Origin of the sequence: Cellulophaga sp. Hel_I_12 (assembly GCF_000799565.1) — a bacterium.
GTDB lineage: Bacteria > Bacteroidota > Bacteroidia > Flavobacteriales > Flavobacteriaceae > Cellulophaga.
The window spans coordinates 343,652-359,185 of sequence record NZ_JUHB01000001.1; the positions used below are offsets into that span (position 1 = coordinate 343,652).

At 33.1% G+C, this 15,534-nt stretch carries 18 protein-coding genes; 2 read left to right on the plus strand and 16 right to left on the minus strand.

Annotated features, from left to right (window positions below; genetic code table 11):
* Positions 1 to 7: 7 nt before the first annotated feature.
* The 7 genes from GQ45_RS01680 to GQ45_RS01710 all read right to left on the minus strand — a co-directional run bounded on the left by GQ45_RS01680 (position 8) and on the right by GQ45_RS01710 (position 4,777).
* Positions 8 to 838, minus strand: coding sequence for an arsenite methyltransferase (locus tag GQ45_RS01680; RefSeq protein WP_047419905.1), 831 nt, complete (start codon positions 836 to 838; stop codon positions 8 to 10).
* A gap of 35 nt (positions 839 to 873) precedes the next feature.
* On the minus strand, positions 874 to 1,203 hold the full coding sequence (locus GQ45_RS01685; RefSeq protein WP_047414575.1) for a helix-turn-helix transcriptional regulator: 330 nt from the start codon (positions 1,201 to 1,203) through the stop codon (positions 874 to 876).
* A 153-nt stretch (positions 1,204 to 1,356) separates the two neighbouring features.
* Positions 1,357 to 1,971 (minus strand): hypothetical protein, encoded by a 615-nt coding sequence (locus GQ45_RS01690; RefSeq protein ID WP_047414576.1) that lies wholly within the window; start codon positions 1,969 to 1,971, stop codon positions 1,357 to 1,359.
* Between the two features lie 264 nt (positions 1,972 to 2,235).
* Positions 2,236 to 3,186: a DUF3365 domain-containing protein gene (locus tag GQ45_RS01695; protein ID WP_047414577.1), complete on the minus strand. Its 951-nt coding sequence runs from the start codon at positions 3,184 to 3,186 to the stop codon at positions 2,236 to 2,238.
* A 92-nt stretch (positions 3,187 to 3,278) separates the two neighbouring features.
* Positions 3,279 to 3,545 (minus strand): heavy-metal-associated domain-containing protein, encoded by a 267-nt coding sequence (locus tag GQ45_RS01700; protein WP_047414579.1) that lies wholly within the window; start codon positions 3,543 to 3,545, stop codon positions 3,279 to 3,281.
* Between the two features lie 88 nt (positions 3,546 to 3,633).
* Positions 3,634 to 3,978 carry a rhodanese-like domain-containing protein gene (locus tag GQ45_RS01705; RefSeq protein ID WP_047414580.1) on the minus strand — a complete coding sequence of 115 codons (345 nt, stop codon included), beginning with the start codon at positions 3,976 to 3,978 and terminating at the stop codon, positions 3,634 to 3,636.
* A gap of 166 nt (positions 3,979 to 4,144) precedes the next feature.
* Entirely contained in the window at positions 4,145 to 4,777 is a 633-nt protein-coding gene (locus tag GQ45_RS01710; RefSeq protein WP_047419906.1) for a Crp/Fnr family transcriptional regulator, read from the minus strand.
* A 279-nt stretch (positions 4,778 to 5,056) separates the two neighbouring features.
* Here GQ45_RS01710 and GQ45_RS01715 point away from each other — a divergent pair, with 279 nt between their 5' ends.
* Both GQ45_RS01715 and GQ45_RS01720 read left to right on the plus strand, forming a co-directional pair.
* On the plus strand, positions 5,057 to 6,307 hold the full coding sequence (locus tag GQ45_RS01715; protein ID WP_047414581.1) for a mechanosensitive ion channel family protein: 1,251 nt from the start codon (positions 5,057 to 5,059) through the stop codon (positions 6,305 to 6,307).
* Positions 6,308 to 6,341: 34 nt separating this feature from the next.
* Entirely contained in the window at positions 6,342 to 7,184 is an 843-nt protein-coding gene (locus GQ45_RS01720; RefSeq protein WP_047414589.1) for a DMT family transporter, read from the plus strand.
* A gap of 127 nt (positions 7,185 to 7,311) precedes the next feature.
* On the opposite strand, the gene GQ45_RS01725 is transcribed toward GQ45_RS01720, so the two are convergent.
* The 9 genes from GQ45_RS01725 to GQ45_RS01760 form a co-directional block, all read right to left on the minus strand.
* Positions 7,312 to 7,686, minus strand: a complete 375-nt coding sequence (locus tag GQ45_RS01725; protein WP_047414591.1) for a hypothetical protein — start codon at positions 7,684 to 7,686, stop codon at positions 7,312 to 7,314.
* A gap of 360 nt (positions 7,687 to 8,046) precedes the next feature.
* On the minus strand, positions 8,047 to 8,523 hold the full coding sequence (locus tag GQ45_RS01730; RefSeq protein WP_047414593.1) for a Dps family protein: 477 nt from the start codon (positions 8,521 to 8,523) through the stop codon (positions 8,047 to 8,049).
* Between the two features lie 236 nt (positions 8,524 to 8,759).
* Positions 8,760 to 10,214, minus strand: coding sequence for a cardiolipin synthase (cls, locus tag GQ45_RS01735; RefSeq protein ID WP_047414594.1), 1,455 nt, complete (start codon positions 10,212 to 10,214; stop codon positions 8,760 to 8,762).
* A gap of 135 nt (positions 10,215 to 10,349) precedes the next feature.
* Positions 10,350 to 10,793, minus strand: a complete 444-nt coding sequence (locus GQ45_RS01740) for a GNAT family N-acetyltransferase (RefSeq protein WP_047414595.1) — start codon at positions 10,791 to 10,793, stop codon at positions 10,350 to 10,352.
* 96 nt (positions 10,794 to 10,889) lie between these two features.
* Positions 10,890 to 11,096 (minus strand): hypothetical protein, encoded by a 207-nt coding sequence (locus GQ45_RS17945; RefSeq protein WP_156125327.1) that lies wholly within the window; start codon positions 11,094 to 11,096, stop codon positions 10,890 to 10,892.
* 141 nt (positions 11,097 to 11,237) lie between these two features.
* The gene (locus GQ45_RS01745; RefSeq protein ID WP_047414596.1) at positions 11,238 to 12,611 is read right to left on the minus strand and encodes an MBL fold metallo-hydrolase RNA specificity domain-containing protein; all 1,374 of its coding nucleotides are present in this window, start codon (positions 12,609 to 12,611) and stop codon (positions 11,238 to 11,240) included.
* A 2-nt stretch (positions 12,612 to 12,613) separates the two neighbouring features.
* The gene (locus GQ45_RS01750; protein ID WP_047414597.1) at positions 12,614 to 13,462 is read right to left on the minus strand and encodes a restriction endonuclease; all 849 of its coding nucleotides are present in this window, start codon (positions 13,460 to 13,462) and stop codon (positions 12,614 to 12,616) included.
* Positions 13,463 to 13,670: 208 nt separating this feature from the next.
* Positions 13,671 to 14,510: a universal stress protein gene (locus tag GQ45_RS01755; RefSeq protein WP_047414600.1), complete on the minus strand. Its 840-nt coding sequence runs from the start codon at positions 14,508 to 14,510 to the stop codon at positions 13,671 to 13,673.
* 39 nt (positions 14,511 to 14,549) lie between these two features.
* Entirely contained in the window at positions 14,550 to 15,395 is an 846-nt protein-coding gene (locus tag GQ45_RS01760; protein WP_047419907.1) for a universal stress protein, read from the minus strand.
* Between the last annotated feature and the right edge of the window lie 139 nt (positions 15,396 to 15,534).

Here is a 15,534-nt window from a genome sequence, read left to right on the forward strand (position 1 = left end):
GATAGGATTAGTTTAGCTTTTCTTGAGGTATTCCTTCTTTTTCTGCATACACGGTGATACTGAAAATCCCTGTTTTACTCTCCTTAAAGGCTTGTATTTCATTTTTTGAAAGGTATTTTTCTAGAATATCATCCGGAATCACAATCGTTTTTTCTTTTTGAATTTTAACAGCCTTAAATCCATTGTTTTCAATTAATTTAAGGTATTGGCTCTTTTGTATGGCACCTGCAACGCAACCTGCATACATTTCGGCATCTTTTAATAAAGATGCTGGTAATTCGCCCACAAGAACAATATCAGAAATACTAAAATGACCTCCTGGCTTTAATACTCTATATATATCTTTGAAAACTTTTTCTTTGTTTGGAACTAAATTCAAAACACAATTACTCACGATTACGTCAGCTATTGCATCACTTAAAGGCATGGCATCAATATCTCCTTCTCGAAACTCGACATTGTTAAAGCCTAATTTTTCGGCGTTGATACGTGCCTTTTGAATCATGATAGGCGTAAAGTCTATGCCGATAACTTTTCCTTCGTTCCCTGTTTCGTTTCGAGCTACAAAACAGTCGTTTCCAGCACCAGAACCTAGGTCAACAACGGTATCGCCCTTTTTTATTTGAGCGAATTGTGTGGGCAATCCACATCCCAATCCTAAATCAGCATCTGCTACGTAGCCACTGGTTTCAGAATAATCATCCATCATGATATTATAGACTTTATTCGATGGGGTAGTGGCACCGCAGCATGAAGAAGCATTTTCAACTTTTCCTTGCTCCGCAATTTTACTGTAGCGTTCTTTAACGATATTTTTTAATTCTTGTTCTTTGTTCATGTTAATTAATTTTTTTTGAAGTGTAAGAATAAATGTTAACAACAATCAGTTTTAGAGATGTCTTGGTTTAAAAAGTGAAGCATGACTTCTTTCATTTTTAGCCAATTTTCCTGGTCAATACAATAACAAACGCTTGTTCCTTCCACATTGCCTCTAATAAGTCCTAAATGTTTTAGCTCTTTTAAATGTTGTGAAATCGTAGGTTGTGCAAGTCCAATTTCAATGACTAAATCGCCGCAAATACACGTATTTATTTTAAATAAATGTTCTAGGATAGCTACTCTAGCTGGATGCCCAAAGACTTTTGCAAACAAGGCAATTTTGTTTTGTTCTTCCGTAAATATCTCAGTTTTAGCTAAGCCCATATCGTGTATGTATTTGTTCATTGCAATATTACGATAAATAAACCCAATTTTTACTTTTTTTAGATTTTATTTTAAAAAGTTAACCTAAGCTACCAAGCTTTAGTTACCATTAAAAGATGTAATTTTTTTTGAGCTGGTGTTTTGGCCTTCTAGTTAGGATGTCAATTGAGCTAATTCAAGTTCTAAATTTTCTCTTGCTTGTTTTTCGTATTTTTGAATAAAGAAGTCGGTTTTGTAGATAGATTTTAATGCTAATATGCTTTTCAGTACTTTTTTTCTTCCTTTTCGATACATAAAATCTGGATAAATTTGATACTCCTTGCGTATATTTTTTGCGTATTGTGTGTATTCGATATTGCTTTTTCCTAAAATAGAAAGATCACAATCTAAAAGTAAATTGGTATCATGATCCTCAGAAAATTTATGTTCTTTGGTGGCTTCAATGGCACGCCTGCATTCTTGGATATATGAAAAGGAGGTTTTTGTTATTCTTTTTTGAAAGAGTAATGAACTTTGTACTTCGTTATCACTTTTAGTGGCGGTATAAATGATGTCGTGGTAATAAACCGCAAAGATGAGGCTATCTAAATTCAAAATTTGTGTTTTTACCTCGTCTAACTCCTTCAGCATATTTTCTAAATGCTCTAAATTATGATAGTAACGTGATTTGGAGGAATATTTTTCCTCAATTTCTTTCCAGCAGTATAAATTATACCTTTCATCTTTTGAATAGCTGCTGATAAGTTGTATGAATTTTTCTTTTAGCATTTTTGAAGACTCTTTATCGCTTAAATTTTAAAGCCTACATAAAACACAAACTCCTCGACCAACATATTCCCTTTCTTGTGCTATAAGGGGCTTGTTTTTGTTCTGCGCTTTGGTTATTCGATTGATGTATTCAAGGTTGTTCATAAAATGAAACTTGTAAAGGATGGGCTTCATTTTCGGATCGGTTTATTCTTTGAACCTAAATATTGAAAAATACTGGCCTTCTAAAATAGGCTAAAAGTGCAATACCTTGGTGAAATAGAATTAATTTTCTACATTAAACTGAATACTCCAAATACCTCTCACTTCATTTTCCGCATAGCCAAGCGCTTTATCATTCGGATACAAATTTTTTATGGCTTTATACGTTTCGGGAGAAACTTCTTTTTCGGTTCCATGACATTGTAAACACATCGCATTTGTAGTTATGGGATAGTAAAAACTAACGGTAGAACCCTGTTTTTTGGTAATAGCTTCTACGGCCGTTTTGTTGCTCATTGCAGTTTTAAAATTTTCAATGTAACCTAGTTCCTCGGTATTTGCTTGGTTTTTTGGGTTTCTTGGTTTATCACTAACGCGTTTAATTTTTGCATTATGAACTGTCGACATACTATCTGTTAAAGGGTAGGCTTGAATAGTACAAAACTCTAAAGCTCCTAATGTGCCTTTTTTTTGAATGGCACTCATTAAGTTTTTGCCTAAGGTTTGTTTCGTAGCAAGAGCATAGCTTAAACCAATGTCTTCTGCGGCACGCTCGGGTGCATTTACTTTTTTACGTTCTTGTTTTTGATGATCTTCAACCCATTCTGGTGCATCAATATCGTGGGTAAACATATAATCGGCAATACGTTCTATATCTTCTTCAGGATAGGGAAGGTAAGGCATAAGTCCAAAACGCTTAACTGCACCGGGCATTTTCGATGTTTCTATACCTGGCTTTTTAGTCCAAGCGATGATATCTTTAATGAATGCTTCTTTAGTAGTATTCTCTTTAGTATAATGCTCCTTTACAGCAATCATAGGAGGAGCAATTCGGTTTTTAGCCTTAGCATTGGGGTTATGGCAGCTATAACAGTTCGTTTCCATGAGTTCTTTACCGCGATGTTGTTCTGTGTTTTCGACATTAATTTGTCGCACACTAACATCTGATTTTTTACCAGTCTCTTTACAGGCCACTAGGCTTATAAAAATTACAAGAAGCATCTCTTTTTTCATGGAAACAATTTTAGTTGCTATGTTTAACGAGCGTGTTTAAACCTGAAGCAGATTTTATTTTTATGCTAAGTGAATTTTAGGCCCTTTTATGCTTAGGACATTTTACCAGTAGCACAGCTTACAAACGATTTGGCTTTTGATGTCAATGAATTTTCTTCGTCAATAGCAGGATAGCCTATTTGTTTAAGTTTTTCTTTGACCTTTAAAGTACTTTCTGCACTGTCAGAAGTAAATGATATCGTAGCTGTTTCTATGTTAACGTTAATCCCAGTAATATTCGGAATAGCTGTTATTTTTGAGCTTATTGTTTTTGCACAGCCACCACATTTTAAATTCTGAACGATGATTGAATTTTGCATATATCTAGACCTCTTTAAATAAAAACACGTTGTTTATATAATTTACTTTTGTTCAGCTTTACCAAGACCCAAGACCCAAGACCCAAATTTAGCTCCAAGCAGAATAACCACCTTTTAGATTTACCACCTCAGTAAAGCCCATTTTAACTAACTTTTTGGCGGCACTCATACTGCGAGCTCCAGAACGACAGTAGACATAAACAGGACTTTCTTTTTGATACTTTTCAAATTTTTTTTCAAAGGCAGCACTATTAAAAACATCAATATTTGCCGCATTTTTTATATGTCCAGCGCCAAATTCGGAGGAAGTTCTCACATCTACCAGTTGTACTTTTTTACCTTGTATGGCCATTTTAAATTCGGCCACATTTAAATTTTTTATAGCTTTTAATGTTTCACTTTTTGTTCCAAATAATTGACTTAAAAACGACATATTTTTTTCTATTTAATTTGAGTAAATTTTAAAAATGGAAGTAGTAAAAACCACCTCACTACTTCCATTAAAACAACCAACCAATAAACTTTCTCTAAGTTTATTGTTGCAAATTTAGAGCGATTATAAGTGTTTTACAGTAACCTAAGTTACATAGGATGATTTTTTATAAATCAATAATTTTTATAAAATTACGGTATAGTTTTATTTTGCCCATTTCTTCTAATTTTTTTAAAAGCCTTGAAATAACTACCCGAGAACTGTGTAGATCGTAGGCAATTTCTTGATGGGTATTGTGAATCGTATCTTCTTTGTTAATACGCGATTTTTCTTTTAAAAAATTAAGTAAACGTTCATCCATATTCTGAAAGGCAATCGAATCCACAGTCAGTAAAAGTTCATTTACTCTTTTGTGATAGCTTTCAAATACAAAATTCCGCCACGATTTATATTTCGCCGTCCATTCTTCCATTTTCTGAACCGGAATCATAATTAAAACTGTATCAAGCTCCGCAATGGCCCTAATTTCACTTTTAGAATTGGCGATACAACAGGTTAAAGTCATCGAACAAGTTTCACCCTTTTCTAAATAATATAAAAGTAGTTCATCTCCATCAGCATCTTCTCGAAGTATTTTAATAGCTCCTGAAATTAATAAGGGCATGCTTTTTATATATTCTCCGATTTCTATTAATTTATAACCCTCTGGAACTTCTTTAAAAGTACCAATGGCCACAATTTCATCTAGTAATTCTTTTTCAAAAATTGTCCCGTAATTATCATACAGTTGTTGTAACATAAGCTTCAAGTATTGACTTTCAAAAATACAGCTATTCAAAGATTGTTGCAAGTAAATTAATCCATATGGCTCTTTCATTCTTTTCATCTTTGGCTAAGCTTACCCTATAGATTTGAAAAGATTAGAATGTAGTCACAAAATTAGCGACTGAATGTGATTTTTTGTTAGGAAAGAATTATTCGTTTTACATTTTCATCTCTAGTACAGAATTAACTCTATTATTATACCCACAAATACGGCTACAAGCCGTAGTTTTGTTTTTTGAAAAAAAGCACGATGATGAATGATACTTTTGGACGTTTATTATACGATTATTTAGTAAAAATTGGAATAAACCAGGATGTAGTTGCCTTACTAAATTCGGCGATTATATTAACTTTGGCGCTCCTTTTAGCTTGGATTCTCGATTGGATTATTTGGAAATTTTTACGTTCATTTAGTATTAGGCTTGCGAAAACTACAAAGTCAAACTTTGATAATTTTTTAGTTTCCAATCGCGTTCCACGAGCTTTGGCGCACATTATTCCCTTATTCGTATTATTTGAATTTTCTCCTATAATATTTTTTGATTTTAAATATGTTGGGGGTTTAGCGCTAAAATTGCTTTATGTATTGACCGTCATCTTAGTTTTATCTATTGTTAAAAGAATTTTATCGGCTATAAAAGACTATTTGAGAACACTCCCGCACTTAAAAGATAAACCATTAGACAGCTACATTCAAGTACTTATGATTTTTGCCTGGTTGGGAGGTATTTTAACCATCTTTGCCATATTATCAGGAAGTTCTGTTTGGCAGTTTTTTACGGCACTAGGGGCGGCTTCAGCAGTTATTCTATTGATTTTTAAAGATTCTATTTTAGGTTTTGTTGCCAGTATACAGGTGAGTATTAATGACATGGTTCGTATAGGTGATTGGATTACTTTTGAAAAATATGGCGCAGACGGTGATGTTATCGAGATTAATTTAGCTACGGTGAAAGTTCAAAATTTTGATAAAACAATTACCACGATACCGACCTATGCCATGATTTCTGATTCCTTTAAAAATTGGCGTGGTATGCAAAATTCTGGGGGAAGACGTATAAAACGTTCCCTGATTATCCGTCAAAAAAGTATCCGTTTTTTAACCGAAAAAGACATTGTTGAATTAAAGAAAATTCAGTTGATTGCATCGTATTTAAATACCCGAAGTGAGCAAATAAATAAGTACAATGAACAGCATGAAATTAATAAAGAGGTGACTATAAACGGTAGAAACCTTACCAATATTGGCGTATTTAGAAAGTATATAGAAACCTACTTAGAAAATCATTCTGCGATTAATAAAAAAATGACCTTGATGACACGACAGTTGAGTCCTACACCACAGGGAATTCCATTAGAAATTTACGCGTTTAGTGCTGATAAACGGTGGGAAAATTACGAATATGTGATGGCAGATATTTTCGATCATCTCTTAGCTTCTTTGGATTATTTTGATTTAGAAGTGTTTGAATTACCGGTTTCTTTTGAAGCATTAAACCCTTAGTAAATACGCTTAGCTTGGCAAGAAAACTCACAAAATGGAATTAAAAAAGGCATTTATCTTTATGCTTATCAGTACCTTGTCATTTTCTTTAATGAATGCCATTGTAAAATATTTAGTGCATTTGCCAGCGTATGAATTGGTTTTTTTTAGATCCTTAGGAACTTTACTTTTTTCAACATCATTTTTAGTCTTCCATAAAATTCCCATTTTAGGAAATAAAAGAAAATTATTACTGTCAAGGGCAATCTTTGGTGTTATTTCAATGACCTTATTCTTCATGTCATTGAAATATTTAACCATGGGAACAGCGGTATCATTACGTTATATAGCGCCTATTTTTGCCGCAATTTTCGCCATCTTTATGCTTAGAGAAAAGGTTAAACTCATTCAGTGGTTATTTTTTGCGATTGCTTTTGGAGGCGTTTTGGTGTTGAAAGGACTGGATAAAGAAATAGATACGTTTGGCCTTAGTTTAATCATCGGTGCGGCATTTTTTAGTGGCTTAGTTTTTGTGACGATTACTAAAATAGGGAAACAAGATCATCCTGTTGTCGTGGTCAATTATTTTATGTTTGTCGCTACTTTGGTGGGTGGTTTTTTAATGCTTTTTAATTTTGTGACACCTAAGGGTATAGAATGGCTTTTATTGTTGTTATTAGGAGTATTTGGCTATTTTGGACAATTGTACATGACAAAAGCTTTTCAATCAGCAAGTACCAACCAAGTTGCTCCTTTCAAATACATTGAAGTTGTTTTTACAGTGATACTTGGTTTTTTTTGGTTTCAAGAAAGCTATAGTCTTTGGAGTTTGTTGGGTATTTTGATGATTATTGGTGGTCTGGTACTTAATGCTTTATACAAAAGAGGTTCGCTCTAAATTCTTCCTATCATAAAATCGATTTTAAAAGGCTCGGAATTCTTTTGTTGGCGTACTTGAGTTTGAATGATCAAGTGCGCTTCTAAATTCTTAGACAAACCTTAACGAAACCCGCTATTACATGAAATTAGTGCTCTATTTCCACAGGGTCAAAAGTACTATGTTCTTTAAATTGCTCGTAAATTAACTGTTTTTCTTTTAAGGTAAATTTTTTACTTTCAAACCAGTCGTGAATAGCAATTTTCTTGTTCTCGACTTGAGCATTTCTAATGGCTTTTAAGGTCACTAAATGCCAATGTACCCCCTTTTGTCTCGAAACAGAATATCCTATACTTTCTGTGATATACGAGATTCTGGGTTGGTTTACCAAACGGACGCCATTTTTTAAAATAACTAATGTTTTTGTTACTTCTACAACTTCCGAAAATGAGTATCGTATAAAATCATCAAAGCCATCTTGTTTTGTATTGTATACCTTATCGCCAATCTGTAATGCATCCATATCTTGAGAAAGGTGGCAAAAATAAGCTTCTGAGTTTGTATTGGAAGAATTAAAAGAAGGTAAATTATTAACAAATAATTTATAACATAGTTGTTAAATTAGTTTTATGTTGCTCCTGTAATCGTTCTAAATTACCATCATAAACCCGATCTATGAACCATAAAAAAGAAATAGCAAAAAGCTTAAAACGCAAGACCTTCATAAAAGTCTTTGCTTCTCAGAAGTAATTGTGGCCTTAGAAATTTAATTAAAGGTTTACAGTCATTAATGCTATGCTTTATATCCGTATTAAAACAAAAAAGTTGCCTTGACATAAAAATGTAAAGACAACTTGTATATATGTTAAAAAATGTAGTGTGTTTATTTGGCGATGGTAGCTCTGAGCATCCAAGCCATTTCCTCATGTTCTTGCATTAAGCCTGTCAAGAAATCTCCTGAACCTGCATCTTTAAAATCTTCATCGACTTTAGATATATTTTCTCTAATAAATTGTATGATGGTGTCATGATCTTCTAGTAGGGCTTTTATATAGTCATGGCTGGTATTATCCCCTTGGTATTTTTCAGTCAGATGTGTTAATTCTAAAAATTCTTTTAGCGTTCCAGGAGCGTAATGTCCTAACTTACGAATTCGTTCTGCCACGCTATCCGTAAATAACTTTATAGCATTGTAATGCTCTTCAAAAAATACGTGTTTCGTATGAAAATCATGACCCTCTAAATTCCAATGGGCTTTCAATGTTTTTGTATATAAAACAAATTCATCAGCTAATAATGTTTCGAGTATCGCTGTTACTTTTTTTCTGTTGTCTTCTGATATTCCAATATTCGTCTTCATAAATCTTATTTTCTGTTTTATCCAAAATTAATAGATTTACTGCTGTATGCTTATCGCATTTAGGTTAATTATTGACGCTAACTAAACTCCATTTTTTCACGCCATAAGATAAACGACTATTTTTTTTAAAAATCACTATTTCATGAAAATTAAACACTTTTCCTTGAACTAAATTTATTGTTCAACGAATTGGTTCTTTTGGTATTTAAATCAACACTATATGATTACTTATGCAATCATAAAAAAGGAGATAATAACCTGACTATTTTTTCCCAAAGAACTAGGTGTTTTGGTCGGTTCAACCAATTTATAGCATTTATTTGTTCTGATGCTATTAAATCGTTTTCAAAAACATCAGCTAGTTGTTGGGCTATTTTTTTACTATAGACCATGGCATTGACTTCAAAATTGAGATCAAAACTTCGATAATCCATATTAGCAGACCCAATAATGGCTAAATCATCGTCGATGACCATAGTCTTCGCATGAACAAATCCTTTATTGTATTGGTATATTTTTGCACCATACCTAAGTAATTCTGTATAATAAGCATTGGCCACGGCGTTCACCATTTTTGAATCTGATATACCCGGAATTAATATACGAACGTCTAAGCCGCTTTGAATGGCAATTATTAAAGCATCCATTAAACTTTCTCCAGGAATAAAATATGGACTAGTAATAAAAATTCTTTTTTTAGCCAAATTAATGGCTTTTAATAAGGAATAGAAAATAACAGGCTGCGAACTATCAGGGCCTGAGGCAGCAATTTGCATAGCTTCTTTGCCAATAGTTTTATTTTGCGTGTAATCTTTAAAATAGATAGGACTATAGGCTAATTTATTTGGACTACAAAAATTCCAATCACAGATAAAAAGATATTGTAGTTGCGCTGTTGCTTGACCTGTAACCATTAAATGGGTATCACGCCAAAATAAATGATCTTTTAAAGGCGTATCATTTCGGTATTTATCACTCACATTAATCCCACCAATAAAGCCAACACAGGTATCAATAATTACTATTTTTCTATGATTTCTATAATTAAGTCTATTGGCCAATGCATACCATTTTATTTTATAAATCGGTGCTGTTTGTACGCCAGCCTCATTTAATTTCTCAATAAAAGATTTGTCTAAGCTATGACTTCCAAAATCATCATATATAAACCTTACTTCAACACCTTCTTTTGCTTTTTTTATAAGCAGGTCTGCCACTTGATTTCCAGTAACATCATTTTCATAAATGTAATATTCCATGTGAATATGTGATGTAGCTTTCTCAAGGGCGCTTAATAGTTCAGGAAACTTCTCTTCGCCATTAATCAACAATTTAATTTCGTTGTTTGCGGTAAGTTGGCTGATGCCTGAATTTTGAATATATTCGATTAATTGCTGATAATGATCTGATATAATTCCTGAATGGGTAATGGCATTCGCGTATGATTTTTTTCTCTGGGTTATTTGCTTCCAAAGAGGTTCATCTAGTAGAATTTTTTTGCTGTATATTTTTCTTTTTCTGTAATTAATTCCGAAGGAGAAGTAAAAAAACACTCCTATAAAAGGGACAAAAATGATAAAAAGAATGTAGGCTAAAGCCTTAGTACTGCTGCGGGTATCTAATAATACTCGAAATATGATCACAAGAATTACAAGGATGTAAGTTATTTGTGCAGCTAAAATCCAACTCATACTAAAGACTATTGTTTACTGTTCATTATTCATTTTCTAGCCATAGGGCATCGCTATTAAAAAAATATCAATTACGTATATTTTTACGATTTTTCTATTGTAAATTAAGCTTAATATATATATAATCTATTGCTTTTAAATCATTTTTAAAGTCATTATGATTCGTTCTTCATGGTCTAGAAAATAGTTGTCTAAAATTAAGTCACCTAAGAAACCTAATTCTTTGTAAATTTTAATGGCAGCTAGATTGTCTGGGTACACCGTTAGGGCAATTTCTTCTATAGGTTCTGCTTTCACAACGGTGATTAATGTTTCGGTTAATTGTTTTCCTAAACCTTTTCCTCTTGCCTCTAAAGCCACTCCTAAAGACAAAATCCAAGCTTTCTTTTCATTGGTATTTATACCACCTAATGCATAGCCTAAAACCTTGTCGTCTTCTTTCGCTACCAAAAAATAAGCGCCAGAAATATCAAAAAGCTGTCGTACCACAAAAGCAGGATAAGCATCGGTATTAAAAATTTGTTGTTCAATGGCAATAATGCTTTCGAGGTCTTCTAATTGCGCTTTTTCTATAGTCATTATTATCTTTTCTTTTTCAATGGTAAAGTGATTGGCTACTACAGGAGTAGGTTGGGAAAATTTACTGAGTTTAAAATACCTTTTTCGATCTCTTAATTACGCATAAAGGTCCATTAAATTTAGTGGTATAAGAACACTTGTATTGACTGCGGAGGAACTTTTACTTGCCCCTATAAATAGGCTGATAGCCTCAAAGTCGAGTATGTTATAAGAAGACAAAATTAAAAGTGCATGTGTTCTAGAGGCTAAGGGAGATAGTTTTAGGCTTGCTACAAGTTTTGGCTTCTCCGTGTTTTTAGTCATGTTATACTCAACAATTATTAAGTTTTATAAAAATAGTATTAGTTCATGTAATAACAATCCAAATGGCCAGAAATTTCTATAACCCTGTTTCTAAAACTATTTAAATTTTTGAAAAGTGCTGCTTTGAATCGTAATATTTTTTTAAAGCCTTATTTTTTCTACTTCATGTAGTTTTGGAATATGAACATTCCACGAAAAGGTTTCCTTAATTTTAACTCTAAAGGCATCTAATGCAGCAGGTTCTCCATGGATTAAAAATACTTTTTCTGGAATATTTTTAATAGTACCCATCCAATGAAGTAAGTCTTCTTGATCTGCATGTGCAGATAAACTTTCAATGCTCTCAATTTTGGCTTTTACGGGGTAGTATTTGCCGAAAAATTTAATTTCGTGCGCTCCATCTTTTAATTGTCGGCCTCGTGTACCTTCTGCTTGGTAACCCACCAATAAAACCGTGGTTGTGGGCTCGTCAATAAGTTGCTGTAAATAGGTTAATACTCTACCACCAGTCACCATGCCACTGCCAGCGATGATAATTTTTGAGCGTTTATCATCAATAGTTTCCCAGGTTTCTCGGTAAGAACTTACAATGTTAAAATGATGAAGCATAGCCTTATATGCTTCAGGACTTAGTTTATGCCATTTGGAGAATCTATTAAAAACATCTAATACATTATTGCCCATGGGGCTATCAATAAAAATAGGAATATTCGGAATTTTATTTTTCTTGTACAATTCCCAAAGAATAAACATTAATGTTTGCAAGCGTTCTACGGCAAAGCTGGGAATAATAAGATTTCCTTGGTTATGGATTGTTTCTTTAATTAAAGTGGCCAATTTAGCTTCTATGTCTTCTTTTGGATGTAATTTATCGCCATAGGTGCTTTCTATGCATAGATAATCTGCCCATTCGGGTCTCATTGGTTCCCGTAATAAATAATCTTTTCTTCTACCTATATCGCCTGAGAATACAAACTTTTTGCCAAGGATATCTAACTCAATAAAAACGGCACCAATAATATGCCCGTTGTACTGCATCCGATAAGAAATATGATCCGCTATGGATATCCATTTATTTTCTTTGGAAACTTGAAATAATCTCAGTGTTTTTTCTACATCTTCCAGTCTATAGTAAGGCAGAGCAGGATGGTGTTTTGTGTACTGTTCTTTATTGGCCTTTTGGGCTTCCTCTTCATGTATTTTCGCGCTATCTCTTAAAATAATTTCAGCAATAGCCAGAGTAGGAGCAGTGCCTATTATTTTGCCTTTAAAACCTTGCATGACTAAGCGTGGCAAATAGCCTACATGATCTAAATGTCCATGGGTTAATAGCACCATGTCGATGGCCGAAACGTCAACAGCTAAAGCTTGCCAATTAATTTTTCTAAGTTCTTTTAAGCCTTGAAACATCCCGCAATCTATAAGTATATTGAGCTCTGAAGTTTCCACTAAAAACTTAGAACCAGTGACAACTCCTGAGGCGCCAAGAAAAGTGATAGTAGCATATTTTTCCATAATTATTCGTTTTCAAGAGTACATAAATGTTTAATTTCGTTTAGAATTTTCTGCTTTCGTAGCTCTGAAATACCGAGGTGATCTAAATAAAATTTATCGTCTAATAGGTCGCGACAGAGCACGATATTTCGACCTAATAAAAACTGTTTTTCTCGATTGCTGAGGATGGTAGAAACGGTAATTGGGTATAGTCCTAAAGAATCAATCAAATCTTTTAAGCCTTCATTTTTTGGATAATCCCAACTTATTAAATACAAACCACAGCAATTACCATACTTTAAAGCGTCTTCGGTAAATCTAGTATTTGTAACCAGCCATCCTTTTCTAAGTTTATTATTTTTTGAATTTTTACTCCAATGAGTTTTTACATCTTGAAAGCGAGAATGGATATAAAGCGGAATTTTCACATTACACTTAAATTCTTTTTCACTGTGGAATTTACATTCTACAACGGTAGTTTCATTATCTTTTATAGCTATGACATCTATTTCGTGACTTACGCAATGCCCTTGTAAAATTTTATTAACTTCTGTTCGGTATCCAGAGTTTTCTAACAAGGCGCTAATAAAGCGCTCAAAAGGAAAGCCTGTTGGTCCTAATTCATAGATTGCTTTTTTTAGTTTATAGCGCGAGGCAAAATGACTTTCTTTTTTCTTAAGCAAGGCGAAGGCTCTATGATATACTTCTTTGGTAGAAATTCCTTGGTATAGTTCATCACGAACTACATTAATAATGTTGTCGATAGTGGCTTTATCTGCTTTAGTTTTATTTAAAGAAGCACGCAATTTCTCAAAAGAAAACTTTGCTTTTTCCCCAGATGATTTTATAATTTCAATAGGTGTGTTTTCCATAGGTTACTTTTAAGAAATTTTTATTTTTAAATAGACTGTTGTTAAGGTCTAATGATTTGTATAACAGCAGCATCATCACAATACGCCTCTTTGGGCTAGGATTTCGAAAAATTTGAAAACGAAATTTTTTAGTTTTTTCACAAAAATTAGTATCGAAAGCTCGCGAAGGGCGTGTTCAGAGAGTAAAAATCAAAAATGAAAGTAATTTCTATTTTTCTGTAATACAAGGCACAATTAAAAACGGTATTGTTGTTTTAAAACCTAGTTTTTTTATGATGGGTTCGTTGATTAAATTCTCTAAAAAACTATGCTTGTAATTTACCATTGCCAAAATATTTATATCATGAATATCGATAAAATCTTTAACTCCTTGTGCAACATTGTCGTAATCTCGCATCCAATGAAAGCTATGTAAATGACTTTCCATCACTTTTTTTAGTTGTTCTAGATTTGTTTCTTGTATGGGCGTTAAATTTTCCTTTTCATTGATATGGACCACCCTAATCCTAGCATTAAAATGGGAACTCCACGTTGTGATTGGTTCTAATTCTTCTCCGTAAAACCTATTAAAATCTGTTGGGAAGGCTATTTGTGCTGGGTTTTTAAATACACTTTCCTCAGGAACTATTAGTATGGGACAATCTTTTATTTTCAGAATACTCGCTACGGTATTGCTGCCAAAGAAAATACCCTTTGCTTTTGAAGCACCTTTCGTGCCCATGACCACTAAATTAATTTTAAAGGTTTGGATGGCTTGTAAAATAGCATCCTGTAAATCTTCGGGGCTTAAAACAATTTTAAATTCATGTTTGCTATTTGGATATGTTTTTTTTGCTTTTTCGACAAGTTCATTAAGCTCTAACTTATTATTTTCGGCCATAATGGTCGATAATTTGTTGGAACGTATAGCGGCACTCGAAACTTTGAGTTTCGCGGCATGCATAAAGTAAAAAGTACATGAATCCTTGGCGTACAATTGCAGAATATAGGAAGCCGCACGCCAAGCATTATTTGAAAAATCGGTAGGTAATAATATATTTTCGTTCATTGTAAATGTTTTATTTGTTATTATTGTTTTGACGTTTTTTTACTGATTTGATGGAATCACTAAAAATGGAATTTGTAAATGAAAACCAATTTGATGGATGGTTGATTTAAAAAATAAGTTTTCAAAAAATGAATGTTTGTTATTGATCATGACCAATAAATTAACTTTAGTTTTTATTTGAAATTGAGTAATGGCCTCAGCGACTTCCATGTGCTTAAATTGATGAAAAACAAAGGCTAATTCTTTACATTCTTGTGTTAAAATTTCTTTATTCTTTTCCTGTTTTTGCGTTAACTGATTACCATCGCTTACATACATGGCATTTATTCTAGCCGTATGCGTTTGGGCTAAATCTTTTAGTAATGCTAATTGATTGTTCCGGTAATCAAGTTCTAAATCAGTCGGGAATAAAATATCATGCGGATTTTCATAATCAAAATTTGATGGGATGGCTAAAATGGGGCATTTAATTTCTTTAAAAACATGAACGGTATTAGACCCAAATAACACTTCTTTTGCCCCTGTTGCGCCTTTAGTTCCCATGACAATGATAAGCTTAGGGTACTTTTCGGCATATTCTTTTATGGCTCCAATTAAAGTGTCGAATCGAGACCTAGTTTCAAAATGGTGAAAGGAGTTCACTTTGAACGTGTTTGAAATACGATTTTTAAGTTCTTTTAAATTAAGTTGTGAATTGCTACGTAAGGCATCGCCTATGCCAAATTGAGCAGGTGCTCCGATAGCATATTCAAGATTGTAAATAATGGGTGTATAGGTATGTAATAGGTGAAATGTGCACTTTTCATCCTTAAAAAGTTGAATTGCGTACCTGATAGCATTCCAAGAATTTTCAGAAAAATCAGTAGGGAGAAGAATGTGTTTCATGATATTTTTCATTTAATGTTTTAGGCTTTTAAAAAGCATGCAGTAATGCGGTACAAATAATTTATTGCGAGGTAGGTTTTAGCGTTGAAATATGAGATATAACACATGGCATCTATCCATAAAATAGGTGTAATCAACA

Bases quoted from the DNA above. Each gene is read 5' to 3' on its own strand.
- GQ45_RS01680 (WP_047419905.1), bottom strand. From the start codon at position 838: ATGAACAAAGAACAAGAATTAAAAAATATCGTTAAAGAACGCTACAGT.
- GQ45_RS01685 (WP_047414575.1), bottom strand. From the start codon at position 1,203: ATGGGCTTAGCTAAAACTGAGATATTTACGGAAGAACAAAACAAAATT.
- GQ45_RS01690 (WP_047414576.1), bottom strand. From the start codon at position 1,971: ATGCTAAAAGAAAAATTCATACAACTTATCAGCAGCTATTCAAAAGAT.
- GQ45_RS01695 (WP_047414577.1), bottom strand. From the start codon at position 3,186: ATGAAAAAAGAGATGCTTCTTGTAATTTTTATAAGCCTAGTGGCCTGT.
- GQ45_RS01700 (WP_047414579.1), bottom strand. From the start codon at position 3,545: ATGCAAAATTCAATCATCGTTCAGAATTTAAAATGTGGTGGCTGTGCA.
- GQ45_RS01705 (WP_047414580.1), bottom strand. From the start codon at position 3,978: ATGTCGTTTTTAAGTCAATTATTTGGAACAAAAAGTGAAACATTAAAA.
- GQ45_RS01710 (WP_047419906.1), bottom strand. From the start codon at position 4,777: ATGTTACAACAACTGTATGATAATTACGGGACAATTTTTGAAAAAGAA.
- GQ45_RS01715 (WP_047414581.1), top strand. From the start codon at position 5,057: ATGAATGATACTTTTGGACGTTTATTATACGATTATTTAGTAAAAATT.
- GQ45_RS01720 (WP_047414589.1), top strand. From the start codon at position 6,342: ATGGAATTAAAAAAGGCATTTATCTTTATGCTTATCAGTACCTTGTCA.
- GQ45_RS01725 (WP_047414591.1), bottom strand. From the start codon at position 7,686: ATGGATGCATTACAGATTGGCGATAAGGTATACAATACAAAACAAGAT.
- GQ45_RS01730 (WP_047414593.1), bottom strand. From the start codon at position 8,523: ATGAAGACGAATATTGGAATATCAGAAGACAACAGAAAAAAAGTAACA.
- cls (WP_047414594.1), bottom strand. From the start codon at position 10,214: ATGAGTTGGATTTTAGCTGCACAAATAACTTACATCCTTGTAATTCTT.
- GQ45_RS01740 (WP_047414595.1), bottom strand. From the start codon at position 10,793: ATGACTATAGAAAAAGCGCAATTAGAAGACCTCGAAAGCATTATTGCC.
- GQ45_RS17945 (WP_156125327.1), bottom strand. From the start codon at position 11,096: ATGACTAAAAACACGGAGAAGCCAAAACTTGTAGCAAGCCTAAAACTA.
- GQ45_RS01745 (WP_047414596.1), bottom strand. From the start codon at position 12,611: ATGGAAAAATATGCTACTATCACTTTTCTTGGCGCCTCAGGAGTTGTC.
- GQ45_RS01750 (WP_047414597.1), bottom strand. From the start codon at position 13,462: ATGGAAAACACACCTATTGAAATTATAAAATCATCTGGGGAAAAAGCA.
- GQ45_RS01755 (WP_047414600.1), bottom strand. From the start codon at position 14,510: ATGAACGAAAATATATTATTACCTACCGATTTTTCAAATAATGCTTGG.
- GQ45_RS01760 (WP_047419907.1), bottom strand. From the start codon at position 15,395: ATGAAACACATTCTTCTCCCTACTGATTTTTCTGAAAATTCTTGGAAT.